General features: G+C 65.5%; 24 protein-coding genes, 1 pseudogene and 1 riboswitch. Of the genes and pseudogenes, 12 read left to right on the forward strand and 13 right to left on the reverse strand.

Annotated elements, in window-relative coordinates:
* The first annotated feature begins 166 nt into the window (after positions 1-166).
* Both sodB and bifA read left to right on the forward strand, forming a co-directional pair.
* Positions 167-748 (forward strand): superoxide dismutase [Fe], encoded by a 582-nt coding sequence (sodB, locus tag ACTJJX_RS07130; RefSeq protein ID WP_003094005.1) that lies wholly within the window; start codon positions 167-169, stop codon positions 746-748.
* Between the two features lie 180 nt (positions 749-928).
* Positions 929-2991: pseudogene (gene bifA, locus ACTJJX_RS07135) on the forward strand (cyclic-di-GMP phosphodiesterase BifA).
* On the opposite strand, the gene ACTJJX_RS07140 reads toward bifA, so the two are convergent.
* Both ACTJJX_RS07140 and ACTJJX_RS07145 read right to left on the reverse strand, forming a co-directional pair.
* Positions 2992-3894 (reverse strand): GIDE domain-containing protein, encoded by a 903-nt coding sequence (locus tag ACTJJX_RS07140; RefSeq protein WP_003116195.1) that lies wholly within the window; start codon positions 3892-3894, stop codon positions 2992-2994.
* A 1-nt stretch (position 3895) separates the two neighbouring features.
* On the reverse strand, positions 3896-4468 hold the full coding sequence (locus ACTJJX_RS07145; RefSeq protein ID WP_003094011.1) for a LemA family protein: 573 nt from the start codon (positions 4466-4468) through the stop codon (positions 3896-3898).
* Between the two features lie 193 nt (positions 4469-4661).
* On the opposite strand from ACTJJX_RS07145, the gene ACTJJX_RS07150 reads away from it, so the two are divergent.
* The 7 genes from ACTJJX_RS07150 to pncB all read left to right on the forward strand — a co-directional run bounded on the left by ACTJJX_RS07150 (position 4662) and on the right by pncB (position 15498).
* A complete protein-coding gene (locus ACTJJX_RS07150; protein ID WP_003112765.1) occupies positions 4662-6002 on the forward strand; it encodes an imelysin family protein in 1341 nt (446 codons plus the stop codon).
* Positions 6003-6156: 154 nt separating this feature from the next.
* The gene (locus ACTJJX_RS07155) at positions 6157-7578 is read left to right on the forward strand and encodes a di-heme oxidoreductase family protein (protein WP_003102642.1); all 1422 of its coding nucleotides are present in this window, start codon (positions 6157-6159) and stop codon (positions 7576-7578) included.
* Positions 7579-7587: 9 nt separating this feature from the next.
* On the forward strand, positions 7588-8652 hold the full coding sequence (locus ACTJJX_RS07160; protein ID WP_003102644.1) for an imelysin family protein: 1065 nt from the start codon (positions 7588-7590) through the stop codon (positions 8650-8652).
* 10 nt (positions 8653-8662) lie between these two features.
* On the forward strand, positions 8663-9757 hold the full coding sequence (locus ACTJJX_RS07165) for a DUF1513 domain-containing protein (RefSeq protein WP_016852101.1): 1095 nt from the start codon (positions 8663-8665) through the stop codon (positions 9755-9757).
* Between the two features lie 169 nt (positions 9758-9926).
* Entirely contained in the window at positions 9927-11057 is a 1131-nt protein-coding gene (gene mexV / locus ACTJJX_RS07170; protein WP_003102651.1) for a multidrug efflux RND transporter periplasmic adaptor subunit MexV, read from the forward strand.
* 50 nt (positions 11058-11107) lie between these two features.
* Positions 11108-14164 (forward strand): multidrug efflux RND transporter permease subunit MexW, encoded by a 3057-nt coding sequence (gene mexW / locus ACTJJX_RS07175; protein ID WP_016852102.1) that lies wholly within the window; start codon positions 11108-11110, stop codon positions 14162-14164.
* 137 nt (positions 14165-14301) lie between these two features.
* Positions 14302-15498 (forward strand): nicotinate phosphoribosyltransferase, encoded by a 1197-nt coding sequence (gene pncB / locus ACTJJX_RS07180; protein WP_003102657.1) that lies wholly within the window; start codon positions 14302-14304, stop codon positions 15496-15498.
* 124 nt (positions 15499-15622) lie between these two features.
* Here pncB and ACTJJX_RS07185 read toward each other — a convergent pair whose 3' ends face one another.
* The 5 genes from ACTJJX_RS07185 to ACTJJX_RS07205 form a co-directional block, all read right to left on the reverse strand.
* Complete coding sequence (locus ACTJJX_RS07185) at positions 15623-15865, reverse strand: hypothetical protein (RefSeq protein ID WP_003102660.1); 243 nt, start codon at positions 15863-15865, stop codon at positions 15623-15625.
* Positions 15862-16566 (reverse strand): lipopolysaccharide kinase InaA family protein, encoded by a 705-nt coding sequence (locus tag ACTJJX_RS07190; protein ID WP_003094029.1) that lies wholly within the window; start codon positions 16564-16566, stop codon positions 15862-15864. The genes ACTJJX_RS07185 and ACTJJX_RS07190 overlap by 4 nt, the downstream gene beginning before the upstream one ends.
* Positions 16567-16568: 2 nt before the next feature.
* Positions 16569-17252: a class I SAM-dependent methyltransferase gene (locus tag ACTJJX_RS07195; RefSeq protein ID WP_003094031.1), complete on the reverse strand. Its 684-nt coding sequence runs from the start codon at positions 17250-17252 to the stop codon at positions 16569-16571.
* A 79-nt stretch (positions 17253-17331) separates the two neighbouring features.
* Positions 17332-18612, reverse strand: coding sequence for a sensor histidine kinase (locus tag ACTJJX_RS07200; RefSeq protein WP_003094037.1), 1281 nt, complete (start codon positions 18610-18612; stop codon positions 17332-17334).
* Positions 18602-19285, reverse strand: a complete 684-nt coding sequence (locus tag ACTJJX_RS07205) for a response regulator transcription factor (RefSeq protein WP_003094039.1) — start codon at positions 19283-19285, stop codon at positions 18602-18604. Before ACTJJX_RS07205 ends, ACTJJX_RS07200 begins: the two co-directional genes overlap by 11 nt.
* A 216-nt stretch (positions 19286-19501) precedes the next feature.
* On the opposite strand from ACTJJX_RS07205, the gene ACTJJX_RS07210 reads away from it, so the two are divergent.
* Positions 19502-20296, forward strand: a complete 795-nt coding sequence (locus ACTJJX_RS07210; RefSeq protein ID WP_003112760.1) for a phosphatase PAP2 family protein — start codon at positions 19502-19504, stop codon at positions 20294-20296.
* On the opposite strand, the gene ACTJJX_RS07215 is transcribed toward ACTJJX_RS07210, so the two are convergent.
* Entirely contained in the window at positions 20239-20568 is a 330-nt protein-coding gene (locus ACTJJX_RS07215) for a DUF190 domain-containing protein (RefSeq protein WP_016852103.1), read from the reverse strand. The two genes, ACTJJX_RS07210 and ACTJJX_RS07215, sit on opposite strands and share 58 nt — an antisense overlap.
* Positions 20569-20587: 19 nt before the next feature.
* Positions 20588-20971 (reverse strand): fluoride efflux transporter CrcB, encoded by a 384-nt coding sequence (gene crcB, locus ACTJJX_RS07220; RefSeq protein WP_003094051.1) that lies wholly within the window; start codon positions 20969-20971, stop codon positions 20588-20590.
* Between the two features lie 64 nt (positions 20972-21035).
* Positions 21036-21098: riboswitch (Fluoride riboswitch) on the reverse strand.
* 101 nt (positions 21099-21199) lie between these two features.
* Here crcB and ACTJJX_RS07225 point away from each other — a divergent pair.
* Positions 21200-21886: a ParB-like protein gene (locus ACTJJX_RS07225; RefSeq protein WP_016852104.1), complete on the forward strand. Its 687-nt coding sequence runs from the start codon at positions 21200-21202 to the stop codon at positions 21884-21886.
* 55 nt (positions 21887-21941) lie between these two features.
* Here ACTJJX_RS07225 and groL read toward each other — a convergent pair whose 3' ends face one another.
* The 4 genes from groL to ACTJJX_RS07245 form a co-directional block, all read right to left on the reverse strand.
* Positions 21942-23585 carry a chaperonin GroEL gene (gene groL / locus ACTJJX_RS07230; protein ID WP_003094059.1) on the reverse strand — a complete coding sequence of 548 codons (1644 nt, stop codon included), beginning with the start codon at positions 23583-23585 and terminating at the stop codon, positions 21942-21944.
* A gap of 50 nt (positions 23586-23635) precedes the next feature.
* Entirely contained in the window at positions 23636-23929 is a 294-nt protein-coding gene (locus ACTJJX_RS07235; protein WP_003094064.1) for a co-chaperone GroES, read from the reverse strand.
* 196 nt (positions 23930-24125) lie between these two features.
* Positions 24126-24593 (reverse strand): FxsA family protein, encoded by a 468-nt coding sequence (locus ACTJJX_RS07240; protein ID WP_003094066.1) that lies wholly within the window; start codon positions 24591-24593, stop codon positions 24126-24128.
* A 68-nt stretch (positions 24594-24661) separates the two neighbouring features.
* Complete coding sequence (locus ACTJJX_RS07245) at positions 24662-25396, reverse strand: HugZ family pyridoxamine 5'-phosphate oxidase (protein ID WP_003112758.1); 735 nt, start codon at positions 25394-25396, stop codon at positions 24662-24664.
* A 108-nt stretch (positions 25397-25504) separates the two neighbouring features.
* Between ACTJJX_RS07245 and ACTJJX_RS07250 the strand changes: the two genes are divergently transcribed.
* The gene (locus ACTJJX_RS07250) at positions 25505-26263 is read left to right on the forward strand and encodes an SDR family oxidoreductase (RefSeq protein WP_003094072.1); all 759 of its coding nucleotides are present in this window, start codon (positions 25505-25507) and stop codon (positions 26261-26263) included.
* The last annotated feature ends 29 nt before the right edge of the window (positions 26264-26292 follow it).

The raw sequence follows: 26292 nt of genomic DNA on the forward strand, positions 1-26292 counted from the left end.
GGAGCCTAGGCTCCGAGTCGCACCCGGCGCCCTTTCCGGAGCGCTCCGCCGAACGTCCCCCCCGGGGATCCAGGACGGGCTCCCGGACAGGCATCGGACCGGCCCCGTGAACCGGTCGCGCGCTAGCCGCGCCAGTCCTGACCTGAGGAAGAATAGGAGAGACACCATGGCTTTCGAATTGCCGCCGCTGCCTTACGAAAAGAACGCCCTTGAGCCGCACATTTCCGCAGAAACCCTGGAGTACCACCACGACAAGCACCACAACACCTACGTGGTGAACCTGAACAACCTGATCCCGGGCACCGAGTTCGAAGGCAAGAGCCTCGAAGAGATCGTCAAGAGCTCCTCCGGCGGCATCTTCAACAACGCCGCCCAGGTGTGGAACCACACCTTCTACTGGAACTGCCTGAGCCCGAACGGCGGTGGCCAGCCCACCGGCGCCCTGGCCGACGCCATCAACGCCGCCTTCGGCTCCTTCGACAAGTTCAAGGAAGAGTTCACCAAGACTTCCGTCGGCACCTTCGGTTCCGGCTGGGGCTGGCTGGTGAAGAAGGCCGACGGCTCCCTGGCCCTGGCCAGCACCATCGGTGCCGGCAACCCGCTGACCAGCGGCGACACCCCGCTGCTGACCTGCGACGTCTGGGAACACGCCTACTACATCGACTACCGCAACCTGCGTCCGAAGTACGTCGAGGCGTTCTGGAACCTGGTCAACTGGGACTTCGTAGCGAAGAATTTCGCTGCCTGAGTCTGATCAGAACCACGAAAAAGCCCGGCATTCGCCGGGCTTTTTCGTTTTAATCTGCGGTCCAGGAGCCATCGTCTACCCTCAGGAACTGGTAGACCTTCGCTCGTGATAGCCTCTTGAGGTAAACAAGCTCTTCCTACCGGCTTGTCTTTCGCCCTGGCGACGAACAAGGAAGGCCCCTTGAAACTGGACTCCCGACACAGCCTCTCGCTCAAGCTGCTGCGTGTCGTGCTACTGGCGGCGCTAGCCGTTGGCGTAGTGCTCAGTTGCGCGCAGATCGTCTTCGACGCCTACAAGGCCAAGCAGGCGGTGAGCAGCGACGCCCAACGCATCCTCGCGATGGTCCGCGACCCTTCCACCCAGGCGGTCTACAGCCTCGACCGGGAAATGGCGATGCAGGTCCTCGAAGGCCTGTTCCAGCACGAGGCGGTGCGCCAGGCGAGCATCGGCCATCCCGGCGAGCCAATGCTGGCGGAGAAATCCAGGCCGCTGCTGGACCTGCCGACGCGCTGGCTGACCGACCCGATCCTCGGCCAGGAACGCACCTTCAGCATTCGACTGATCGGCCGCCCGCCCTATAGCGAATACTACGGCGACCTGAAGATCACCCTGGACACCGCGCCCTACGGCGAGAACTTCGTCACCACTTCGGAAATCATCTTCATCTCCGGCATTCTCCGCGCCCTGGCCATGGGCCTGGTGCTGTTCCTGGTCTACCACTGGATGCTGACCAAGCCGCTGTCGAAGATCATCGAGCACCTGGTCAGCATCAATCCCGACCGCCCCAGCCAGCACCAGTTGCCGCTGCTCAAGGGGCACGAACGCAACGAGCTGGGGCTCTGGGTGACCACCGCCAACCAGTTGCTCGCCTCGATCGAAAGCAACAGCCACCTGCGCCGCGAGGCCGAGGACAACCTGCTGCGCATTTCCCAGTACGACTTCCTCACCGGCCTGCCGAACCGCCAGTTGCTGCAGCAGCAACTCGACCAGATCCTCGACGGCGCCGGCCGCCAGCAGCGCCGGGTGGCAGTGCTGTGCCTGGGCCTCGACGATTTCAAGGGGATCAACGAGCAGTACACCTACCAGCTCGGCGACCAGCTGCTGATCGCCCTCGCCGACCGCCTGCGCGGGCACAGCGCGCGGCTCGGTTCGCTGGCGCGCCTGGGCGGCGACCAGTTCGCCCTGGTCCAGGCCGACATCGAGCAACCCTACGAGGCGGCCGAACTGGCGCAGAGCATCCTCGACGGCCTGGAAGCGCCGTTCGAGATCGACCAGCACGAGGTGCGCCTGCGCGCCACCATCGGTATCACCCTGTTCCCCGAGGACGGCGAGACCACGGAGAAACTGCTGCAGAAGGCCGAGCAGACCATGACCCTGGCCAAGACCCGCTCGCGCAACCGCTACCAGTTCTACATCGCCAGCGTGGACAGCGAGATGCGTCGCCGCCGGGAACTGGAAAAGGACCTGCGCGACGCCCTGCAGCGCCACGAGCTGCACCTCGTCTACCAGCCGCAGGTGGACTACCGCGACCACCGCGTGGTCGGCGTCGAGGCGCTGCTGCGCTGGCAACATCCGTTGCACGGCTTCGTCCCGCCGGACCTGTTCATCCCGCTGGCGGAACAGAACGGCAGCATCTTCAGCATCGGCGAGTGGGTGCTCGACCAGGCCTGCCGGCAGTTGCGCGAATGGCACGACCAGGGCTTCGACGACCTGCGCATGGCGGTCAATCTTTCCACCGTGCAGCTCCACCACAACGCCCTGCCACGGGTGGTCAGCAACCTGCTGCAGGTCTACCGCCTGCCGGCGCGCAGCCTGGAGCTGGAAGTCACCGAGACCGGCCTGATGGAGGACATCTCCACTGCCGCCCAGCACCTCCTCAGCCTGCGCCGCGCCGGCGCGCTGATGCCATCGACGATTTCGGCACCGGCTATTCCTCGCTGAGCTACCTGAAGAGCCTGCCGCTGGACAAGATCAAGATCGACAAGAGTTTCGTCCAGGACCTGCTGCAGGACGAGGACGACGCGACCATCGTTCGCGCCATCATCCAGCTCGGCAAGAGCCTGGGCATGCAGGTGATCGCCGAGGGCGTGGAAACCGCCGAGCAGGAGGCGTACATCATCGCCGAAGGTTGCAACGAAGGTCAGGGCTACCTGTACAGCAAGCCGCTGCCGGCCAGGGAACTGACCCAGTACCTCAAGCAGGCGCGACGCCTGAGCCAGGCCACCAGCAGCGAACGGCCCTGATCAGAACAGGCGGCTGAACAGCCAGCCCGCCAATAGCGCGCTGCCCAGGCAGAGCAACGCGGCCCCCGCCGCCTGGCGGCGCAGTTGCACGGCGAGATCGTCCTCGCCCTGGCTGGAGAGAATGAAGGGATGCGCCTCCCCCGGCTTGCCGAGCCGGTGGCGGGTCGGCGCGGCGCTGCTTGCCCGATGCCGATCCTCGGCCTCCAGCCGTGCCGCCAGGCGCACCCGGTTCCATTCGCGCTCGTCCAGCTCGCCGTTGCCGTCGCTGTCGAAGCGCGCCAGCAGGCCGTGGAAATCGCCCTTCCATTCACGGATCACCGCACCCTGCGCCCGTTCGGCATCGAGTCCCTGGCGACCGCCACCGCTGCTGCGGAATTCGCCCAGCGCATAGAGCGGCTCGCCGGCATGCAGGCGCTCCTCGGTGTAGCGGTAGAGCCGCTCTCCGCCGACCAGGGTGCCGAAGCTCTCCAGCAGTCGCAGGGTATCGATCGGTGCTTCGCGAAAAGCCTCCCAGCGCTGCAGGGTCAAGGGTCGCACCTCGGCGCCGCGTGGGTCGACCAGGCAGGCATCGGTGGCATCGCGCAAGCCGAATGGCGACTCGCTGGCACCTTTGTCGACGGTGCGCCAGGCCTTCTCGCGGCCACTGCGCTTTTCCTCGACTTCGATGCGGTAGCGCCACCACAGGCACGGCTTGCCGGTCAAGGGAGCCTGCAGCGGGCCTTCCGGGCCCTCCTCGAGCACCCCGTAGAGTTCGACGAAACCCTGCGCCGCCGAACGGATCCGCGAGGTCGGTACGTCGCCGAGCAGGCGCGCCCGGGCAAGGCGGTGCACGAACTGCCAGCCGGCCCAGGCGCAGAGCCCCAGGCTGGCGGCGATGAACAGCCAGCGCAGGTCGAAGTCCATCTCAGCCGAACAGGGCCTTGAGATCGACGTCGGCCTTCTCCGCCTCGCTGAACTGCAACAGCTCGGCGGCCTTGAAGCCAGCGACACGAGCGATCAGCAGGTCGGGAAATTGCTCGATGCGCACGTTGTTCAGGTTCACCGCCTCGTTGTACAGCTCGCGGCGATCGGCGATCCCGTTCTCCAGGCCGCTGATGCGCTGGGAAAGGAACTGGAAACTTTCGTTGGCCTTGAGCTGCGGGTAGTTCTCGGCCAGCGCGAAGAGCTGCCCCAGGCCGGCGCGCAGGCCGCTCTCGGCCTTGCCCAGGGCATTCACGTCGGCGCGCTCGCGGGCGCTGGCGACGGCGTTGCGGGCGGCGATGACCCGCTCCAGGGTGGCGCGCTCGTGCTGCATGTATTGCTTGCAGGCCTCGACCAGCTTCGGCAACTCGTCATGGCGCTGCTTGAGGAGCACGTCGATGTTGGCCCAGGCCTTGCCCACGGCGTGCTTCAGCCGTACCAGGCCGTTGTAGAGCACCACCGCGTAGCCGGCGAGCAGCAGCAGGACAACCCAGAAAGCGATAGCGGTCAGACTCATGGACGGAGCTCCGGACGAAGATACTGGCATTCTAGCTGCGCCCGACATGTCCAGGCACGACGGCGATCACGCTGCGCCCTTTTCAAAAATGCAAATCTTTCGCATTATGTGGCGGTTTTTTAACGCCCTCGCGGGTGTTTCCGACAAGCGCACGCCGCTTCGGCACGCCACCAATAAAGCAAAGGAATCCGCCATGACTCGTATGCCCCTGGCCACCGCCAGTCTGCTGGCCCTCGCCATCTCCCTCGCCGGCTGCGGCGACGACAAGAAAGCCGAAGCGCCCGCAACACCGGCGGCCAGCACGCAGCCCGCCGCGCCCGCCGCCGCCCCGGCCGCCAAGGTCGACGAGGCCGCCGCCAAGGCGGTGATCAAGAACTACGCGGACCTCGCCGAAGCCACCTTCGCCGATGCCCTGAGCACCGCCAAGGACCTGCAGAAAGCCATCGACGCGTTCCTCGCCAAGCCTGACGCGGAGACCCTGAAAGCCGCCAAGGAAGCCTGGTTCGCCGCTCGTACCCCCTACTCCCAGAGCGAAGCCTTCCGCTTCGGCAACGCGATCATCGACGACTGGGAAGGACAGGTTAACGCCTGGCCGCTGGACGAAGGCCTGATCGACTATGTCGCCAAGGACTACCAGCACGCCCTGGGCAACCCCGGCGCCACCGCCAACATCGTCGCCAACACCGAGATCCAGGTCGGCGAAGACAAGATCGACGTCAAGGAAATCACCGGCGAGAAACTGGCCAGCCTGAACGAGCTGGGCGGTTCCGAAGCCAACGTCGCCACCGGCTACCACGCCATCGAGTTCCTCCTCTGGGGCCAGGACCTGAACGGCACCGGTCCCGGCGCCGGCAATCGTCCGGCCACCGACTATGCCCAGGGCAAGGACTGCACCGGCGGCCATTGCGACCGTCGCGCCGCCTACCTGAAGGCCGTCACCGACCTGCTGGTCAGCGACCTCGAATACATGGCCGGACAGTGGAAAGCCGGCGTCGCCGACAACTACCGCGCCAAGCTGGAGGCCGAACCGGTGGATACCGGCCTGCGCAAGATGTTCTTCGGCATGGGCAGCCTGTCCCTCGGCGAACTGGCCGGCGAGCGCATGAAGGTCGCGCTGGAGGCCAACTCCACCGAAGACGAGCACGACTGCTTCAGCGACGACACCCACCACACCCTGTTCTTCAACGGCAAGAGCATCCGCAACATCTACCTCGGCGAGTACAAGCGCATCGACGGCAGCGTGGTCAAGGGCCCGAGCCTGGCCGACCTGGTCGCCAAGGCCGACGCCGCCGCCAACGACACCCTGAAGGCCGACCTGGCCGACACCGAGGCCAAGCTGCAGGCCATCGTCGACAGCGCCGAGAAGGATGGCGTGCACTTCGACCAGATGATCGCTCCGGACAACAAGGACGGCCAGCAGAAGATCCGCGACGCCATCGCCGCCCTGGTCAAGCAGACCGGCGCCATCGAGCAGGCCGCGGGCAAGCTGGGTATCCAGGACCTGAAGCCGGACAACGCCGACCACGAGTTCTGATTCCTTCCTGCGCCAACAGCGTGCNCCGCACGCTGCGTTTCAGGGCCTCGAAAGCGGACTTCGCGGGCCTTTACAAACGCAAATCCCTCTTATTTTGATTAGCTCCAACTGGTAAGCTTGCGGGCTGTTTCTACGCAGTCCGGGATGTTCGCCGATGTCGTTGCCGTCACCTTCCATGCCGCTCGCCTGTCTCCTGACGGCGCTCCTTCTGGGCGGATGCGGCGCCGACGACGAACCGCTGCGCGCCGAGCCCGGCGAACACCTGTCCGGGGGCGCGACCACGGTGCTGCAAAGCGACCGCAACGCCTTCTCCCTGCCCTCCGCCAACCTCGCCCCGAGCCGGCGCCTGGACTTCAGCGTGGGCAACAGTTTCTTCCGCAACCCCTGGGTCATCGCCCCTTCCTCCACCACCGCGCGCGACGGTCTGGGACCGCTGTTCAATACCAACGCCTGCCAGAACTGCCATGTGAAGGACGGCCGCGGCCACCCGCCGGGAGCGGACGCGGTCAGCGCGGTGTCGATGCTGGTACGCCTGTCGATCCCGGCCGGCCCTGCGGACGGCAAGACCCTGTTGCACCAGGGGGTGATTCCCGAGCCGACCTACGGCGGCCAGTTGCAGGACGTCGGCATTCCCGGCGTCGCCCCGGAAGGCAAGGTGCGGGTGGACTACGAGCCGCTGAAGGTGAGGTTCGAGGACGGCACCGAGGTCGAACTGCGCAAGCCGATCCTGCGTATCAGCCAGCTCGGCTATGGGCCGATGCATCCGCAGACGATGTTTTCCGCCCGCGTCGCCCCGCCGATGATCGGGCTCGGCCTGCTCGAGGCGATTCCCGAAGAGGCGATCCTGGCCAATGCCGATCCGGACGACCGCAACGGCGACGGTATCCGCGGGCGCGCCAACCAGGTCTGGGATGCAGCGCGGCAGCGCACCGCGCTCGGCCGCTTCGGCTGGAAGGCCGGCCAGCCGGATATCCCGCAGCAGAACGCGCACGCCTTCGCCAACGACATGGGCCTGACCAGCAGCCTGCTGCCCCACGACGACTGCAGCGCCGCCCAGGTCGAGTGCCGCCGGGCGCCCGACGGCGGCGAGCCGGAAGTCAGCGACAACATCTTCGCCCAGGTGCTGTTCTACAGCCGCAACCTGGCGGTCCCGGCGCGGCGCAAGGTGGACGACCCGCAGGTGCTGGCCGGCAAGCGCCTGTTCGCCCAGGCCAACTGCGTGGCCTGCCACGTTCCCGCCTTCACTACCGGTTCCGACGCCAGCGAGCCGGAGCTGGCCAACCAGCGGATTCGTCCCTATTCCGACCTGTTGCTGCATGACATGGGCGACGGCTTGGCGGACAATCGCCCGGAATTTCTCGCCAGCGGGCGGGACTGGCGAACCCCGCCGCTATGGGGCATCGGCCTGACCGAAACGGTCAACGGCCACACCCAGTTCCTCCACGACGGGCGCGCCCGCAATCTGCTGGAGGCGATCCTCTGGCACGGCGGCGAAGCCGAAGCGGCCAAGCGGCACGTACTCGGCTTCGACGCCGACCAGCGCAGCGCCCTGCTGGCCTTCCTGAATTCACTCTGAGGAGCCCACATGTTCCGCCCACGACTGCTCTTGACCAGCCTCGCCATCGCCCTCGGCGCCTGCTCGCCGCAAGACCCGCAGGCCGTCACCAGTGCCGCCCTGGCGCAACAGGTGATCCTGCCGACCTACAGCCGCTGGGTGGAGGCCGACCAGGCCCTGGCCAGCAGCGCCCTGGCCTACTGCCAGGGCAAGGAAGACCTGGCCAAGGCCCGCGACGCGTTCCACGCCGCGCAGAAGGCCTGGGCCGAGCTGCAACCGCTGCTGATCGGCCCGCTGGCCGAGGGCAACCGCGCCTGGCAGGTGCAGTTCTGGCCGGACAAGAAGGACCTGGTCGGGCGCCAGGTCGAACAGTTGCTGAAGAACAACCCGCAGGTCGACGCCGCGGCCCTGGCCAAGGCCAGCGTGGTGGTGCAGGGGCTCTCCGCCTACGAATACATCCTCTTCGACAGCAAGATCGACCTCGCCGACGCCGCCACCAAGGCCCGCTATTGCCCGTTGCTGGAAGCCATCGGCACCCACCAGCAGCAACTGGCCCAGGACATCCTGGCGCGCTGGAAGAACGACGGCGGCATGCTCACCCAGATGAGCAAGTTCCCCAACGACCGCTACGCCGACGCCCACGAGGCGATCGCCGAGCTGCTGCGGGTCCAGGTCACCGCCCTGGACATGCTGAAGAAGAAACTCGGTACTCCGCTGGGCCGGCAGAGCAAGGGCATTCCCCAGCCCTACCAGGCCGAGGCCTGGCGCAGCAACGCCTCGCTGGCCAGCCTGGACGCCAGCCTGAGCGGCGCCCAGGCGCTCTGGGAAGGTATCGACGGCAAGGGCCTGAAGACCCTGCTGCCGGCCGAACAGAAGGACCTGGCCGGCAAGATCGACGCCGCCTACGCCGACAGCCACGCGAAGCTGGCGGCGCTGGAACAGAAACCGCTCTCCGAACTGCTCGCCAGCGAAGACGGGCGCAACCAGCTCAACGCCCTCTATGACAGCCTGAACGTGGTCCACCGCCTGCACGAAGGCGATCTGGCCCGCGCCCTCGGCGTGCAACTGGGCTTCAACGCCAACGATGGCGACTGAGGTCGGCACCATGCTGCGACGTCATGTGATCGGCCTGGGCAGCCTGCTGCTCGGCGCCTTGTCCTTCGGCGGCTGGAGCTTCAGCCGCCTGGGTAGCCAACCGCTGGTGCTATCGGCGCGCGACGACGCCGATGGCCAGCATTACGCGGTGGGCTACCGCCTGGACGGCAAGTGCCAGTTCGCCACCCGCGTGGCCCAGCGCTGCCACGACATCGTCCAGCACCCGAGCCTGCCGCTGGCGCTGTTCGTCGCCCGCCGGCCAGGCACCGAAAGCTACCTGATCGACCTGAACGACGGTCGCCTGCTGCAGACCCTGGTCTCGCAGAAAGACCGCCACTTCTACGGCCACGGCGTGTTCCACCAGAGCGGCGAGTGGCTCTACGCCACCGAGAACGACACTACCGATCCCGGTCGCGGCGTGCTCGGCGTCTACCGTTTCGACGGCGAGCGACTGCAGCACAGCGGCGAGATCTCCACCCACGGCCTCGGGCCGCACCAGGTTTCCTGGATGCCCGACGGCGAGACCCTGGTAGTGGCCAATGGCGGCATTCGCACCGAGGCGGAAAGCCGGGTCGAGATGAACCTCGACGCCATGGAGCCCAGCCTGGTGCTGATGCGCCGCGACGGCAACCTGCTGTCCAAGGAAACCCTGGCGCAGCAGATGAACAGCGTCCGCCACCTGGCGATCGGTCGCGACGGCACCATCGTCGCCGGCCAGCAGTTCATGGGCGATGCCCACGAACATGCCGACCTGCTGGCGATCAAGCGCCCCGGCCGTCCCTTCGAAGCCTTCCCGGTGGCCGAGGAGCAGCGCCTGGCGATGGCCCAGTACACCGCCAGCGTGGCGATCCACGACGACCTGCGCCTGGTGGCCCTGACCGCCCCGCGCGGCAACCGTTTCTTCATCTGGGACCTGGACAGCGGTGCCGTACGCCTCGACGCGCCGTTGCCGGACTGCGCCGGCGTGGGCGCGGTGAAGAACGGCTTCGTCGTCACGTCCGGACAGGGCCGTTGCCGCTTCTACGACTGCCAGGGCGAGCGCATCGCCGCGCAACCGCTGGAGCTGCCTGCCGGCCTCTGGGACAACCACCTGCACCTGGCCTGAGAGCACGGCATCAACCTCTCGCCATACCGGTCCGCGAAAGTCGGAAGCGACCTGCAACACGCTTGAAATCTTTCGCCAATCCTGTGCTTTGACAAGCCCTGAAAGCTGCACGTAATGTGTCGGATTCGCCCCGAAACGGGGCGCTCTCGGCATACCAGGGACCAGGATTATGTTGCTCCGCCGCATGTTGATCATGCTCGCCGCGGTGATCGCCGTGGTGGCGATTCTCGCCGGCTACAAGGTCTACTCCATCCGTCAGCAGATCGCCCTTTTCAGCGCACCGAAACCGCCGATCAGCGTGACCGCCAGCCTGGCCGAAAAGCGTCCCTGGCAGAGCCGCCTGCCAGCCATCGGCAGCCTCAAGGCATTCCAGGGCGTGACCCTCACCGCCGAAGTCTCCGGCACGGTACGCGACGTACTGTTCCTTTCCGGCGACCAGGTGAAGCTGGACCAACCGCTGATCCAGTTGGAAAGCGACGTCGAGGAAGCCACCCTGCGCACTGCCGAGGCCGATCTCGGCCTGGCCAGGGCCGAGTACCAGCGCGGCCGCGAACTGATCGGCAGCAAGGCCATCTCGAAAAGCGAATTCGATCGTCTCGCCGCGCAGTGGGCCAAGACCAGCGCCACCGTCGCCGAGCTGAAGGCGGCGCTGGCGAAGAAGCGCGTGCTCGCGCCCTTCGCCGGGACCATCGGCATCCGCCAGGTGGACGTCGGCGACTACGTCTCGCCCGGGACGCCGATCGCCACCTTGCAGGACCTTTCCACCCTGCTCCTGGATTTCCACCTGCCCGAGCAGGACTTCCCCCTGCTCAGCCGCGGCCAGCTGGTGAAGGTCCGGGTCGCCGCCTACCCCGGCCAGGTGTTCGACGCCGAGATCGCCGCCATCAACCCCAAGGTCGACAACGAGACCCGCAACCTGCAGGTCCGCGCTGCCCTGGAGAACCCGGACGGCAAGCTGCTGCCGGGCATGTTCGCCAACCTCGAGGTGATGTTGCCTGGCGAGGAACAACGCGTCGTGGTGCCGGAGACGGCGATCACCTTCACCCTCTACGGCGACTCGATCTACGTCGTCGGGCAGAAGAAGGACGAGCAGGGCCAGGTGTCGAAGGATGACAAGGGCCAGCCGCAACGGGTCGTCGAGCGCCGCTTCGTCAGGATCGGCGAACGCCGCGAAGGCCTGGCGGTGGTGCTCGAAGGCCTGGAGGGCGGCGAGCAGGTAGTGACTTCCGGGCAACTGAAGCTCGACAACGGCGCCGCGGTGGCCATCGTCGCCGAGCGGGACCTCCAGCAAGAGCACTGAGTCGCGCGCCTTCCCACTCCGTGGCGGAAGGCTTGCCAAGGGACTGAAACATGGCTTTTACCGATCCGTTCATCCGTCGTCCGGTCCTGGCGAGCGTGGTCAGCCTGCTGATCGTCCTGCTCGGCATGCAGGCCTTCAGCAAGCTGGTGATCCGCGAGTATCCGCAAATGGAGAACGCGCTGATCACGGTGACCACGCTCTACGCCGGCGCCAACGCGGAAACCATCCAGGGCTACATCACCCAGCCGCTGCAGCAGAGCCTGGCCAGCGCCGAAGGCATCGACTACATGACCTCGGTGAGCCGGCAGAACTATTCGACCATCTCCATCTACGCGCGGATCGGCGCCAATACCGATCGCCTGGTCACCGAGCTGCTGGCCAAGTCCAACGAAGTGAAGAGCCAGCTGCCGCCGGACGCCGAGGACCCGGTGCTGCAGAAGGAGGCCGCGGACGCCTCGGCGCTGATGTACATCAGCTTCTACAGCGAGCAGATGAACAACCCGCAGATCACCGACTACCTGTCGCGGGTGATCCAGCCCAAGCTGGCGACCCTGCCCGGTATCGCCGAGGCGGAGATCCTCGGCAACCAGGTGTTCGCCATGCGCCTGTGGCTGGACCCGGTGAAGATGGCCGCGTTCGGCGTCACCGCCGGCGAGATCAACCAGGCGGTGCAGCAGTACAACTTCCTCGCCGCCGCCGGCGAGGTGAAGGGCCAGTTGGTGGTCACCAGCGTCAATGCTTCCACCGACCTCAAGTCGCCCCAGGCCTTCGCCGCCATCCCGGTGAAGACCGACGGCGACCGCCGGGTGCTGATGGGTGATGTCGCACGGGTCGAGCTGGGCGCCGCCAGCTACGACGCGATCAGTTCGTTCAATGGGATTCCCTCGGTCTACATCGGCATCAAGGGCACGCCCAGCGCCAACCCGCTGGACGTGATCAAGGAAGTGCGGGCGAAGATGCCCGAACTGGAAGAGCAATTGCCGCCCAACCTCAAGGTGTCCATCGCCTACGACGCCACGCGCTTCATTCAGGCCTCCATCGATGAAGTGGTGAAGACCCTCGGCGAGGCGGTGCTGATCGTCATCGTGGTGGTGTTCCTGTTCCTCGGCGCGTTCCGTTCGGTACTGATCCCGGTGGTGACCATTCCGCTGTCGATGATCGGCGTATTGTTCTTCATGCAGGCCATGGGCTACTCGATCAACCTGCTGACCCTGCTGGCGATGGTCCTGGCCATCGGGCTGGTGGTGGACGACGCGATCGTGGTGGTGGAAAACATCCACCGCCACATCGAGGAGGGCAAGCCGCCCTTCGAGGCCGCCCTGGAGGGCGCGCGGGAGATCGCCGTACCGGTGGTCAGCATGACCATCACCCTCGCCGCGGTCTACGCGCCGATCGGTTTCCTCACCGGCCTCACCGGCGCCCTGTTCAAGGAGTTCGCCTTCACCCTGGCCGGCGCGGTGATCATTTCCGGGATCGTCGCCCTGACCCTGTCGCCGATGATGTGCTCGCGCCTGCTGCGCCACGAGGAGAATCCCTCGGGCCTGGCGCATCGCCTCGACCTGATCTTCGAGGGCCTGAAGCAACGCTACCAGCGCGCCCTCCACGGCACCCTGGACACCCGTCCGGTGGTCCTGGTGTTCGCCGTGCTGGTACTGGCGCTGATCCCGGTACTGCTGATGTTCACCAAGAAGGAGCTGGCGCCGGAAGAGGACCAGGGCATCGTGTTCCTCATGACCAACTCGCCGCAAACCGCCAACCTCGACTACCTGAATCACTACACCGCCGAGTTCGAAGGCATCTTCCGCAGCTTCCCGGAGTATTACTCGGCGTTCCAGATCAACGGCTACAACGGCGTCCAGGCCGGCATCGGCGGCATGCTGCTCAAGCCCTGGGACGAACGCGAAAAGAGCCAGATGGAATTGCTCCATGCGGTGCAGGCGAAGCTCAACGAGATTCCCGGCGTGCAGATCTTCGCCTTCAACCTGCCGTCGCTACCGGGCACCGGCGAGGGCCTGCCATTCCAGTTCGTGCTCAACACCGCCAACGACTACGAGTCGCTGCTGCAAGTGGCGCAACGGGTGAAGCAGCGCGCCAGCGAGTCCGGCAAGTTCGCCTTCCTCGATCTCGACCTGGCGTTCGACAAACCCGAGCTGGTGGTCGACATCGACCGCGAGAAGGCCGCGCAGATGGGCGTCTCCATGCAGGACCTGGGGGTGGCGCTGGCCAGCCTGCTCGGCGAGGGCGAGATCAACCGCTTCACCATCGACGGGCGCAGCTACAAGGTCATCGCCCAGGTCGAACGCCCCTATCGCGACAATCCCGGCTGGCTCGGCAGCTACTACGTGAAGAGCCGCAACGGCCAACTGGTCGCCCTCTCGACCCTGATCGAGACCCACGAACGGGCACGGCCACGGCAACTGAACCAGTTCCAGCAGCTCAACTCGGCGATCATCTCCGGCTTCCCCATCGTCAGCATGGGCGAGGCCATCGAGACGGTTCAGCAGATCGCCCGCGAGGAAGCCCCGCGTGGCTTCGCCGTCGACTACGCCGGCGCTTCCCGGCAATACGTGCAGGAAGGCAGCGCATTGCTGGTCACCTTCGGACTGGCCCTGGCGATCATCTTCCTGGTCCTCGCCGCACAGTTCGAAAGCTTCCGCGATCCGCTGGTGATCATGGTCACCGTGCCGCTGTCGATCTGCGGTGCGCTGATACCGCTGTTCCTCGGCGTGTCGAGCCTGAACATCTATACCCAGGTCGGCCTGGTGACACTGATCGGCCTGATCAGCAAACACGGCATCCTGATCGTCGAGTTCGCCAACCAGTTGCGCCACGAACAGGGGCTGGGGCGTCGCGAGGCCATCGAGCAGGCCGCCGCGATCCGCCTGCGGCCAGTACTGATGACCACCGCGGCGATGGTGCTCGGGGTGATCCCGCTGATCCTCGCCACCGGCGCCGGGGCGGTCAGTCGCTTCGACATCGGCATCGTGATCGCGACCGGCATGTCGGTGGGCACCCTCTTCACCCTGTTCGTCCTGCCGTGCATCTACACCCTGGTGGCCAGGCCGGATGCCCCGCCAGGCGTGACGCAAGCGGCAAACGCACACTGATCGGAAACGGCGGACAGCGACAACAGCGCTGTCCGCCGGCGCTGTCGCCCCATCCCACAGCCCTCCGGGCGCGATCCTATGTCCGCCGGCAGCCGCCTCCAGTAGACTGCCCGCTGAAACGCAGTGGTGAGACGAGCATGGCCGAGAGCGCTTTTTCCGAACGTATCGTGCAGAACCTGCTGGATACCGACTTCTACAAGCTGACCATGATGCAGGCGGTGCTGCACAACTATCCCAACGCCGAGGTGGAGTGGGAGTTCCGCTGCCGCAACCAGGAAGACCTGCGCCTGTACCTGCCGGCCATCCGCGAACAACTGGAATACCTGGCGGGCCTGGCGATCAGCGACGAGCAACTGGCCTTCCTCGAACGGATTCCCTTCCTCGCGCCGGACTTCATCCGCTTCCTCGGGTTGTTCCGCTTCAACCCGCGCTACGTGCAGACCGGCATCGAGAACGACGAATTCTTCCTGCGCCTGAAAGGTCCCTGGCTGCACGTGATCCTCTTCGAAGTGCCGCTGCTGGCGATGATCAGCGAGGTGCGCAACCGCGCCCGCTACCCGGCCGCCACCGTCGAGCAGGCGCGCGAACGCCTGCAGGAAAAGTTCGATTGGCTGCGCCGGGAGGCCAGCGCCGAGGAACTGGCCGGCTTCAAGATGGCCGACTTCGGTACCCGCCGCCGCTTCTCCTATCGGGTCCACGAGGCGGTGGTGAGCGGTCTGAAGGAGGACTTTCCGGGCTGCTTCGTCGGCACCAGCAACGTCCACCTGGCACGCAAGCTCGACCTCAAGCCCCTCGGCACCATGGCCCACGAATGGCTGATGGCCCACCAGCAGCTCGGTCCGCGCCTGATCGACAGCCAGAGTGCCGCGTTGGACTGCTGGGTCCGCGAATACCGTGGGCTGCTCGGCATCGCGCTGACCGACTGCATCACCACCGATGCCTTCCTGCGCGACTTCGACCTCTATTTCGCCAAGCTCTTCGACGGCCTCCGCCACGACTCGGGCGACCCATTGCTGTGGGCGGAAAAGACCATCGCCCACTACCTCAAGCTGGGCATCGACCCGCTGACCAAGACCCTGGTGTTCTCCGACGGCCTCGACCTGCCGCGGGCCCTGAAGATCTATCGCGCGCTGCAGGGCCGGATCAACGTCAGCTTCGGCATAGGCACGCATTTCACCTGCGACCTGCCGGGCGTCGAGCCGATGAACATCGTGGTGAAGATGAGCGCCTGCAACGGCCATCCGGTGGCGAAGATCTCCGATACGCCCGGCAAGGCGCAATGCCGGGACCCTGACTTCATCCACTACCTCAAGCACGTGTTCCAGGTCGCCTAGGGCAAGCCTGGCGCGCTGCGGCAGGGTGGCGCATGAGGCCTGGTCCTTATTCGGCCCATGCCTCCGACGATCTCATCGCCCATGAAAAAGCCCCGCCAAGGCGGGGCTTTTTCGACAAGGAGACTCAGCGCGACAGGCTGGCTCCCCCCTGGGAAAGACCGAACATCAGCAGCAGGATGTCCTTGTTCGGCTGGACCTCCTGACGCGTCGGCCGCTCGGCCTTGAGCGCCGAAGGCGTCGGGCAGTACTCATGACCGCCGCTCATCTGCACCACGTTCGGCGCGGGTTCGTGCCAGGCGGCAGCCGCGGCTGTAGCCACGGCGAGAGCGCCGACCAGCAACAAACCTCGAGTGATTTCTAATTTCATGTCTGCAACCCTTTGATGGCGCTGCCAAACGCCGTCTGGTAACCATAGATGAAGGCTTGCCACTGCGCGCCAGTCCACGACGAACGGCGCTTCAACTGCTTCAGGTCGTGCTGGGACGCCTTGTTCACCGTAAGGCGGCGGCGGCTCTTCTCCAGGTCGATCAGCGCTACTTCGATGGCCTCACCCTCGACGCGGACGAAGATGTGCTTCGGATAGAGACAACCGTGCTGCCAGTGGGCGAGATTCATCCGGGCAATGGTAGCGCCGATTTGTTGCAGAATTCTTTGGTGCTTCGCTTCGCCCCAGCGGTCCTGGTCACCGCGCGCATAGCACTCGTCGAGGCTGGAGAAACCCTCCAGGGCTTCGGTCACCAGCAGCGCCTGCCATTGCCCGTCGACCTTGCGGCAGCCGGAATAGACCAGGCGCGGCACGCGTATACCGAGCGACTCGAAGGCCCGTAGCGCATCGCGCTCGCGCATGGCGGTGGGATAGCCGAAAGGGCGCTGCCAGTCGCGGTAGACGTGGCCGGTCTGCTGCTTGCGATAGAGCAGCCGTCCATCGCCGGTGTACACCCGCTGCACGCCGCTGGCCCCGCCACGGCGCTCGTTGGGCTCCTCGACCCAGCTGCCGGGTACCTGCAACCACTGGTCGATGGCGGAGTCGCCGGAGATACGTTGCAGGGATGCCAGATCGGGAGCCATCGTTATTCCTTTCGCAAGATATAGACCCGCCACATGTGATACAGCGGGATGAAATCGAGATGCTTCTGGACGACGAAGCCGGCGTCGCGGAACTCGCGCTCGACCGTTTCGGCTGGTAATACGAAGCGGTTCTGGTAGCCGGTCTGTTCCCCGTTCGCTACCCGCCGTGCCTCCATGCGCCTACGCTTCCAGGCCTTGAAATTGCCATCGACCCAGAGGGAAAGGATCACGCTGTCCCGCGTGACCCGGTGAAACTCGCGGAGCAGGACGCGTCGATCGTCCGCCTCGCCGATGTGGTGGAGCAGCCGCATGCAGAAGATATTGTCCACCGAGCTGTCCGGCAGGTCGATGGCGAAAGCGGAAGTCTGCAAGGGCCGTACCCGTTTCACCACACCGTCCGGCTGGCCGGCGCAGGCGACCGCCAGCATGTCCGCGGAATTGTCGGCGCCGATGATCACCCGGTTGTCCTTTTCCGCCAGCAGCGGCCAGAAGCGTCCGGCGCCGCAGGGCAGGTCGAGCACCAGGTTGGGCTGCCCCGCGAGCTTCAGCGCGTGCCGGGCGAGTTGGACGTCGCGCCGGTGGGAAAGTTTCCGGGCGAGGCCGTCCTGATGCTTCTTCAGGTAGGCCTCAGCATGCTCGCGATCATACTTGTGAGAAAAGTCGAGGTCGACAGGCGGATTGTTCATGACGAGAACTCCAGGATTCATGAGACGAACGGTATGAATCCAGCCGTCAAGCTCGGGTCAAGGGGTGGTGAATTTTTCGTCAAGCAACATCGAGTAAAACTTCGAACCGGCAGCCATGCGGCTCCACCGCGCTGAGGGTTACGCTCCAGCCCTCGGCGGCGCAGATCCGCTTCACCAGCGAGAGCCCGAGGCCAAGGCCTTCGCCGCGCCCGGAGCTGGAACTGCCGCGAACGAAGGGCATGAAAATGCGTTCGCGTTGTTCTTCCGGGACGCCCGCCCCGGTGTCCTCGACGCTGAAACCATGCTCGTCGAGGGTCAGCGTGATGCTCCCGGCATCGGTGTAGTGGGTCGCGTTGCGCAACAGGTTGCCCATCACCGCGCGCAGCAGTGGCGCGTTGAACTGGCCGGCGCAGGCACCTTCGTTGCGGTAGTGCAGGGTCAGTCCTCGCGCCTCGACCTGTTCGCGCCAGACCTGGACCAGGTCGTCGGCGATGCTCTCCAGGCTACCGTGGGGCGCCAGGCTTTCCTCGCCCTTCTGCGCACGCGCCAGCAACAGGAAGGTTTGCACCAGGTCGCGCATCTCCTCGGTGGCCTTGGTCATCCGCTCCAGTTGGCCACGGGCGCGCGGGCCGAGGCTGGGTTCTTCGGCCAGCAGTTCGCATGAGGTGGCGATGACCATCAACGGCGTACGCAACTCATGACTGACGTCGCTGGTGAACAATTGCTCGCGCTTGAGCGCGTCGCGCAGGCGGCCAAGGGTCTCGTCGAAGGAAGCGGCCAGCTCGCCGACCTCGTCGTTGGCGTAGTCCGGCGCCAACGGCGGCGCCAGACCGAGCAACTGTTCGCGATGCCGCACCTGGCGCGCCAGGCGCACCACCGGCTCCATCACCTTGCGCGCGAGCATCCAGCCAAGCAGGCCGGCCAGGGCGATGCTCAGCACGTAGCCGGTCAGCACCGAGGCGTAGAGCACCTGCTCGCGCGCTTCGAAATCGCTCTGGTCCTGCAGCAGGACGAAGCGGCGACCATCGATGTCGCGCACCAGCGCATGGAACGACAAGTCGCCCTCGAACACTTCGTGGAAACCGACATCCAGTTGGTCCAGCGCCGGCGGCATGGCGTAGGAGCCCTGGCCGTCGCTGATGAAGAAGCGCATGCCGGGATCGAGCACCGGGTTGCGTCCCTGGGCCAGGTCGTCGCGCAGGATGCGCTCCAGCTCGCCGCCCAGGTCGCGGGAAATCAGGCGCTCCTCGATGATGTGGACCACGCCGACGATGCCGGCGGAGAACAGTCCCCCCACGGCGACCGTCATCAGCATGAAGGCGATGACGATCCGGCGGGCGAGGCTCTGCTTATACTCCATTCGGCTCCTCCGCCAGGCGGTAGCCGACGCCATGCACCGTATGCAGCAAGGCCACGGAGAATGGCTTGTCGATCACCTGACGGAGTTGATGGACGTGGCTGCGCAGGCTGTCACTGTCCGGGCAGTCGTCGCCCCAGACCGCTTCTTCCAGGGCATCCCGGCGCACCACATGGGGGCTCTTCTGCATCAGCACTGCGAGCAGCTTTAGGCCGATCGGATTGAGCTTGAGCGACTTGCCCGCGCGCTTGACCTCCAGGGTGTCCAGGTCATAGCTGAGATCGGCCACGCTCAGCTCGCGGCGGCCGCCACCCTGGGCGCGACGCAGCACCGCCTCGATGCGTGCGGAAAGTTCGGAAAGGGCGAAGGGCTTGACCAGGTAATCGTCGGCTCCGGAACGAAACCCCTGCAGGCGATCGTCCAACTGGTCGCGGGCGGTGAGCATGATCACCGGGGTGTCGCGCCGTGCGTCTTCGCGCAGGCGCCGGCACAGGGCATAGCCGTCGATTCCCGGCAGCATCACGTCGAGCACGATCAGGTCGTAGTGCTCGGTGGCCGCCAGGTGCAGGCCGGACAGCCCGTCCTGCGCGCAATCCACGGTATAGCCCTTGAGCGACAGGTAATCGGCCAGGTTGGCCAGGATGTCGCGGTTGTCTTCGACCACCAGTATTCGCATGTCCCACTCCTTCGCAGGAAGACCGATTGAGCGCCTCTCGCGCATTTACGGATTCTTCACCGGCGATTCACACCGGCTCTACGCTCGCCACCAGAGACTGCATGGCGTCTTCCATGGCCGCCGATCATAGCGGCTTTGCGGATGCGCACGAACCCCGGCGGTGGATTTAACCAGCGTCGAAGTCAAGAGAACGTCAACGCCAGCGTTGGAGATCGCATGACCCAGGCCGCCGTCCATTCCCCTTCCCGTCCATTCAACCCCTGGCTGTTCCTCGCCCTGCCGCTGGGCCTGGCGGCACTGCTGCTGGCCTTCGAGCCGGTGACCCTCGACCTCGCCCTGGCCAACCTGATGTACGACCCGGGCGCCGGCTTCATCGGCCGGCACAGTTGGTTCCTGGAGAACATCCTGCACGACCGGGTCAAGCAACTGGTGATCGCCATCAGCGTCCTCGGCCTGCTGGTCTCCATCGCCGGACTGTTCCACCGGCCATGGCGCGCACTGAGCAGGCCGCTGGCCTATGTGTTCCTCGCCATGAGCCTTGCAGCCAGCATAGTCACTCCGCTCAAGGCGCTCACCGCCGTGCAGTGCCCCTGGAGTCTGGCGCAGTTCGGCGGCGAGGAAACCTATAGTTCGCTGCTCAGCCCACGGCCGCCGACCGAGCACCCCGGACGCTGCTGGCCGGGCGGGCACGCATCGTCCGGATTCGTCCTGTTCGCGCTGTTCTTCGCCCTGCGCGACCGCAAGCCCAGGCTGGCGCGCTACGCCCTGGCCTTCGCCTTCGCCATGGGCTGTCTGCTATCGCTGTCGCGCATGCTGCAAGGTGCGCACTTCCTCTCGCACAACCTGTGGACGATGCTGTTCGACTGGCTGATCTGCCTCGGCCTGTACCGCCTGATGCTCTACCGACCGGAGACGCGGGGACAGCGCAACGGCGGCGCCGACGAAAACCGCGTTCAGGAAGACGATTCGTCCGCTCCCAGCACGCCGAACTCGATGGGCACCTTCATGTAGAACAGCCGCACGCCGGCCTGGCGGATCGACTCGAACAGCCGTTCTGCCTGCTCGGGATCGACCGCCATGAGGGTTTCCTGCGGCTGGTCGGCCAGCTCGAAGAAGTGCATCGAATGCAGCCGGCCGCTCTGGCCGAAGCCTTCGCTGGCAGCCAGCGCGGTGGCACCGCGCACGCCCAGGCGGCGCGCCTCTTCCAGCAGCCAGTCGCAGATCGGCTGGCCCTGGTGGCGGCGCCCCTGCTGGGTGATGAAGGTCAGTTGATAGCCTTGCATGGTCGGTCCTCCCGCTGCGCTATTTGCCCAGCATCCAGTTCATCGAGAACAACCCCAGCAGGGTCATCAGCAACGAGCCGCTGACGTGCGTCGCGATGGCCCCGGCGGCCCAGCCCAGGCGGCCCTCCTGAAGCAGGCTGACGACCTCGGCGGAAAAGGTGGAGAAAGTGGTCAGGCCGCCGCAGAACCCGGTGATGATCAGTAGCCGCCATTCCGGAGCGATGCCCGGCGCCTGGGCGAAATAGGCAATCGCCGCGCCGATGACATAGCCGCCGACCAGGTTGGCCAGCAGCGTGCCGGGGGGAATGCTGGGCAGCAGGCTGTTCAGCTTGAGCCCGAGGAACCAGCGCAGCAACGCCCCCAGGGCGGCGCCGAGGGCGATGGCGAGAATGGATTTCCACATAGTCCTGTCCTTGTAGGAGCGATTCGGACAGGCGGCAGGCGAGCGCCTACGCGCCTTTCCAGGTTCATGCGTAGGCATCATCAGCCCCAGGGGCGGTTGAAGGAGGAATGCCATCTCCTGTCGGCAAGATTGGCACAAAGCGAGGCACCTATCAAAGGCCGGAGTACGCCGGATCGCCCGAAGCGTGCCAGTCTAGGGAACCTTTCCCCTTCCTTCGCCGGAGCCCCCATGCGCCCAGTCCTGCTGCTTTGTTGCCTGTTCCTGTCCGCCACCGCCCAGGCCGAGGATTGCTCGCCGCAAACCTCCGTCGGTAGCTGGTGCGAGCTGCCGCTCGCGGCTCTCCACCCGACCCAGCAGAATGTCGGCCTGCTGCAGGTCGAGGATGACCAGGCCAAGCTCGCCGGGAAGAAGCCCAAGGCTCTCGAGCGCTACTTGCGCAAGAAGGAGATTCCGGTGGTGATCGGCCCCGGCGGCCGCTTCTACCTCACCGATCGCCATCACCTGAGTAGCGCGCTCTGGCGCCTGGCCCCGAAACAGGGCGTGCCGGTGAAGGTGATCGGCCGGCTACCCCAGGCCAGCGACTTCTGGGAGAAGATGCAGGAAAACCACTGGGTCTGGCTGCACGATGCGCGTGGCGCGGAGATCCCGCCCGAGGCCCTGCCGAACGCTCTCGCCGGGCTTGGCGACGATCCCTACCGCGCCCTGGCCGGCTACGCCGAGGACGAGAACGCCTTCGACAAGGATCGGCAGAGCTATTTCATCGAATTCCACTGGGCGCGCTATTTCGGCGAACGCATGCACTGGCGGCCGATCAGCCGCGCCACTCTGCCCGACGACCTGAAGCAGGCACTGCGCCTGGCCTGCGAACCGGCGGCAAGGGAGCTGCCGGGCTACCGCCAGGACTGCCCGCACTGAGGAATAAAAAAGCCCCGCCGAAGCGGGGCTTTTCCAACCACAGGGGCCGGTCGGCTTACATCATGCCGCCCATGCCGCCCATGCCGCCCATGTCAGGCATGCCGCCCATGGCCGGCTTGTCTTCCACGATCTCGGCAACCATGGCTTCGGTGGTGATCATCAGACCGCCGATGGAGGCCGCAGCCTGCAGAGCGGAACGAGTGACCTTGGCCGGGTCCAGGATGCCCATCTCGATCATGTCGCCGTACACGCCGGTAGCAGCGTTGAAGCCGTAGTTGCCGGAACCCTGCTTGACCTTGTCGACCACTACGCTCGGCTCGTCGCCGGCGTTGGCCACGATCTGGCGCAGCGGCGATTCGACGGCGCGACGCAGCAGGGCGATACCGACGTTCTGCTCCTCGTTGTCACCCTTCAGGCCTTCGATGGCTTGCAGGGCACGAACCAGGGCTACGCCGCCGCCGGGAACCACGCCCTCTTCCACCGCTGCACGGGTAGCGTGCAGGGCGTCTTCGACGCGGGCTTTCTTCTCTTTCATCTCGACTTCGGTGGCAGCGCCTACCTTGATCACGGCAACACCGCCGGCCAGCTTGGCCAGGCGCTCTTGCAGCTTCTCGCGGTCGTAGTCGGAAGTGGTTTCCTCGATCTGCTTGCGGATCTGCAGGACGCGGGCTTCGATATCAGCCTGCACACCGGCGCCATCGATGATGGTGGTGTTTTCCTTGTTGATCACGACGCGCTTGGCGTTGCCCAGGTGCTCCAGGGTAGCGCCTTCCAGGCTCAGGCCGACTTCTTCGCTGATCACGGTACCGCCGGTGAGGATGGCGATGTCCTGCAGCATGGCCTTGCGGCGATCGCCGAAGCCCGGAGCCTTGACAGCCGCGACCTTGACGATGCCACGCATGTTGTTCACCACCAGGGTGGCCAGGGCTTCGCCCTCGACGTCCTCGGCGACGATCAGCAGCGGACGGCCGGCCTTGGCGACGGCTTCCAGCACCGGCAGCATTTCGCGGATGTTGGAGATCTTCTTGTCGACCAGCAGCAGCAGCGGGCTATCCAGCTCGGCAGCCATGGTGTCCGGCTTGTTCACGAAGTAGGGGGACAGGTAGCCGCGATCGAACTGCATGCCTTCGACGACGGACAGTTCGTTTTCCAGGCCCGAGCCTTCCTCGACGGTGATCACGCCTTCTTTACCGACTTTTTCCATGGCTTCGGCAATGATCTGGCCGATGGACTCGTCGGAGTTGGCGGAGATGGTGCCTACCTGGGCGATGGCCTTGGTGTCGGCGCAGGGCTTGGCCAGCTCTTTCAGCTGGGCGACGATGGCCACGGTGGCCTTGTCGATGCCACGCTTCAGGTCCATCGGGTTCATGCCGGCGGCAACGGCCTTCAGGCCTTCGTTGACGATGGCCTGGGCCAGGACGGTCGCGGTGGTGGTGCCGTCACCGGCAGCGTCGTTGGCCTTGGAGGCAACGTCTTTCACCAGTTGCGCGCCCATGTTCTCGAACTTGTCTTTCAGCTCGATTTCCTTGGCGACGGAAACGCCGTCCTTGGTGATGGTCGGAGCGCCGAAGGACTTGTCCAGAACCACGTTGCGGCCTTTCGGGCCGAGGGTGGCCTTGACGGCATCGGCCAGCACGTTCACGCCGACCAGCATTTTCTTGCGAGCGGAATCGCCGAACTTAACTTCTTTGGCAGCCATGTTCTCTTTCCTCTAAATCGAATTCGGTGAAAACGGAGTGGTGAGACCGATCAGTCTTCCAGGACGGCGAGGATTTCGGACTCGCCCATCACCAGCAGTTCCTCGCCATCGACCTTGATGGCGTTGCTGCCGGAGTAAGGCCCGAAGACCACCTTGTCGCCCACCTTCACTGCCAGAGCGCGCACTTCGCCGTTGTCCAGTACACGACCGGTACCTACGGCTACCACTTCACCGCGGTTCGGCTTCTCGGCGGCGGAACCCGGCAGCACGATGCCGCCTGCGGTCTTGGTCTCTTCCTCGCTGCGACGGATAACGACGCGATCATGCAGAGGACGAAGCTTCATAGTCGTAACTCTCCCAAACAGTGGTTTCCAACGGCCGGATCGAAGTCCGGCGGGTTTTGTTGAAGCCGGCGTTGCCGGGTTGCGACTCGACGCGCGAGCCGCGTAAGACAGCCTGCCCTTGTGGCAGGGACCTTGCGGTGACCGTTACATAAGGTCGCCACAAGCCATTTCAAGGGCATGCAGTGAAATTTTTTTTTCAGTTGCGCGAATCGTCGCGGCGCTCGTACTCGCCCTCGATGACGTTCGGCCGCGACGGACCCTGTCCGTAGCGGGCGTTCAGGTCGTCGGCGAAGGCGCGCCGGCGCAGCGCCTGCTGTTCGACGCGGCGGCGCAGGCCGCCGAGCATCAGGCGACGGGTGAAAGGAATCAGGCAGAGGATGCCGAAGATGTCGCTGATGAAACCCGGCAGCATCAGCAGGCCGCCGCCGACGGCGATCAACAGGCCTTCGAGCATTTCCTGCTCCGGCAGTTCGCCACGGGCCAGTCGTTCGCGGGCGCGCCAGGCGGTGGCCACGCCGGCCACGCGCAACAATGCAGCACCGATGAAGGCGCTGGCGACGATCAGGAACAGGGTCCAGCCGACCCCGATGACACTGCCGACCTTGATCAGGACGGCCAGCTCGACCAGCGGGAAGAGCAACAGCAGAAAGAGGAAAGCGCGCATTTCAGAGTCCTTGGCGGGGCCCGTTTGCCCCCGGTACCACCAGTAGTTGGCGCCAGCCGGGGAAGAATTCAACCCTGCTCCGGCTCGACGGTAGGCCAGCGCTCGGCCCTGGCCAATTGCACCAGCGCCTGGCGCACGGCCCCGGGGTTGCCGCAGGCGGCGGGGAACGGCAGCCAGTGCAGGCCCTGGCCGATGCGCAGGTGGAAACCTTCTGTATCAATTCCCGCCAGCTGCGCCGCGGCATGCGCCGGCAGTCCGGCCAGTTCCACATAGTGGGCGATGGCGGCGGCGTGGTCGCTGTTCATGTGCTCGACCATGCCGCGCTCGGCTTCTCCGGCGAACGGATTGGCCAGCGGCACGCGCTCGGCGGCCAGCCAGTGGATCGCGCCGAAACCGCCGATGAAACGCCACTGGACCGGCTGCAGCACCCAGAAGTCGAAATCGTGGACCCGATGGTAGTCGGCGGACTCGGGGAAATAGCGGTAGTAACGCTCGGCCGCCGCGGCGACCTCCTCCTCCGCCAATTGCCGCGCCTCGGCCAGCAGGGTGAGGCGGCCGACAGCCTGGATATCCTCGGCGCCGCGCTCGCCTACCAGCATCGAGCAGCGCGGGTCCGCCTGCAGGTTGTGGGTGTGCTGGGCGATCCGGCTGATCAGGATCAGCGGCCGGCCTTCGGCATCCAGGCAATAGGGAACCACCGAGCCGAAAGGAAAGCCCGGCCATTTCTTCGAGTGGGTGGAAAGGACCGCACGGTATTCCTTGAGCAGCAATTCTCGGGCATTCTTTGCAGCTTCAACGCTCAATTTATGACTCCTTGCATAGAATCCGTCGTAAACGGACGGGCATATCAAAGTACGTTCGCAGGTGCCGGCAAGGTCCGCTTCCAGAAACTGCTCGTGGGGTTCCAAGCAATGCAATTGAAAGACAAGGTCATCATCATCACCGGCGGCTGCCAGGGGCTCGGCCGGGCAATGGGCGAATATCTCGCCGGCAAGGGCGCCAGGCTGGCCCTGGTCGATCTCAACCGCGAACGTCTCGACGAAGCCGTCGCTGCCTGCAAGGCCGCCGGCGGCGACGCTCGCGCCTACGTGTGCAACGTGGCGGACGAGGAACAGGTTACCCACATGGTGGCCCAGGTCGCCAGCGACTTCGGCGCGATCAACGGCCTGGTCAACAACGCCGGCATCCTCCGCGACGGCCTGACCATCAAGGTCAAGGACGGCCAGTTGAGCAAGATGAGCCTGGCCCAATGGCAATCGGTGATCGACGTCAACCTCACCGGTGTGTTCCTCTGCACCCGCGAAGTGGCGGCGAAGATGATCGAGCTGAAGAACGAAGGCGCGATCGTCAACATTTCCTCGATCTCCCGCGCCGGCAACATGGGCCAGGCCAACTACTCGGCAGCCAAGGCCGGGGTGGCCGCGGATACCGTGGTCTGGGCGAAGGAACTGGCGCGCTACGGCATCCGCGTGGCCGGCGTGGCGCCGGGCTTCATCGAGACCGAGATGACCGCCGGGATGAAACCCGAGGCGCTGGAGAAGATGACCGCCGGCATCCCCCTCAAGCGTATGGGCAAGCCGGTGGAGATCGCCCACTCGGTGGCCTACATCTTCGAGAACGACTACTACACCGGCCGCGTTCTCGAACTGGACGGCGGCCTGCGCCTGTAGGCCCCGGCCCCGCAAGGAAAAAGCCCCGC

Source organism: Pseudomonas sp. 22490, assembly GCF_052044465.1.
GTDB lineage: Bacteria > Pseudomonadota > Gammaproteobacteria > Pseudomonadales > Pseudomonadaceae > Pseudomonas > Pseudomonas aeruginosa.